This is a genomic window from Suttonella ornithocola (assembly GCF_001889065.1).
GTDB classification, from domain to species: domain Bacteria; phylum Pseudomonadota; class Gammaproteobacteria; order Cardiobacteriales; family Cardiobacteriaceae; genus Suttonella_A; species Suttonella_A ornithocola.
The window spans coordinates 1-1671 of the sequence record NZ_LWHB01000212.1; the positions used below are offsets into that span (position 1 = coordinate 1).

Genomic DNA, 1671 nt, shown 5'->3' on the forward strand with positions numbered 1-1671 from the left:
ATGATAGACGTAAATTACCTGCTAAGATGGTATTAATCTCGATAGGTGTTGGGCATGAGGCACTGCCAAAATCTACGGTACGTTTTTGCTCTATGCCTTTGCGTTCTTCTACGCCTTTAAATTCGGGTAATTCTTCATTAAATGGTTCTTTTATCCAGTCGTAAAAATCTTTATCTTGTTTGATGATTTGGAGCTGTGTATCGCAAAGAGTCGGCACGAGTTCACAATCTGTTATTTGTTCGGTTTCTGGTTCTGTTTGTGGTGTTGAATCGCTTGAATCCGTGGTTGTTGTTGTCGTTTTTTCGTCAGTTTTTTCGCCATTCTGATAAGTTGTTGTTGTCGTGGTTTCTGTGATTATTGTTGATAAGTTATTGTTGTTATTGTTAATGGTGATGTTCACGGTTGTATCTGTCTGTGTCGCCGTTGTTGAGCCATCTGGATTTTGTGAGGTTACGGTTACTGTATCTAATACAATCGGTTTCGGTTGTTTAGTAACAGTCACTTCATCAGGTTTTCCAAGATGTGGTGATATCATTGGAATATCTGATTGCTGTGGGACATAGCCATTTAAATCAAGAGCGTCAATATCAGAATCTGTTACGGGACGAGAGCCGACACAACCATAAGCAGTAACTTGATATTGCGAGGGGCAAGCAATTTTCTGATAAAGAGGCCAATACCCATTACCTAATTTACCTCTAACGAAAATTGTAGGTAAACCATTGAAAGGAGCACCTTTAAAAAATTTACAAGGATAATATTCTCTCGATTTGTCATGACATTCTTTAACTGTAGCAAACCATTCTTGAACAGTTGCATAATGTGGTCCAATACCGGGATTAGGATTAGGTGACCACATGCCAGCGTGACCATATTCATTTTCAAAATCAGGCGCTGATAAAACGCCATCATCATCAAACCAACCCATTTTATCTATAACATATTCCAACGCATAGGCGCCCGCAATGCCTGCTAACGAACCTTTTGCGCCTTTTAAGCCTAATTTGACGGCGTTTTTAACTGCGTTACCGCCCCAGCCTACACGTGCACCGAATGAGGTTTTAATTGGTTTTTTAGGCGTTCCCGGATAAGTACCACCGGGATAGGCATTACTATGAGGAGGGATGGTTGGTGGAGGACGTCTGGGCGTTTCAACCGTTATAGATACCGTACCCGATTGCGCAACGCCTGTGCCTGTTGCGCGGGCAGCATTTGCTGAAGCTGATGATACAGATGCGCCATTAACGGGAATATCATAAAAAAATGTTCCATCAACAGGAACACCAGCAGCATAAATAGTTACCGAGGCAACAAGAAAAAAGGCAATACAAAACCGACGTAAATTAACATAAGCCATTCAAAATAAGTTCCTATCGTCATAGTAAATCCTAATCAAAAGGAGGGTTTCCCCTCCCTGCAATTTTAGAAAAATTGCGCTTTGAGCCAACGGAAGCCCATTACAACGACCGCCAGCACAACAAGAGCAGCACCTACAGTGGTGATATCCTCCTTGGTACTGTCAATTGTTTGCTGTACTTCTGGCGGAAGTGCAGCAGCTGCATAACCTGCATATAATGCAGGGACGATAAGAAGTTTTTTCATAACTTTATCTCCGATTAAGAATAAACATAGCGAGTTCACGAAAGCCCCAAGCTGTTACTGTACATAACA

The 1671-nt window shown here is 41.7% G+C and carries 1 protein-coding gene and 1 pseudogene; both read right to left on the reverse strand.

The window, feature by feature from the left end:
• Window positions 1–1357, reverse strand: a pseudogene (locus A5N85_RS13005) (hypothetical protein); the annotation flags it as partial.
• Between the two features lie 65 nt (window positions 1358–1422).
• Entirely contained in the window at window positions 1423–1641 is a 219-nt protein-coding gene (locus A5N85_RS13010) for a major capsid protein (protein ID WP_211268221.1), read from the reverse strand.
• Window positions 1642–1671: the final 30 nt, after the last annotated feature.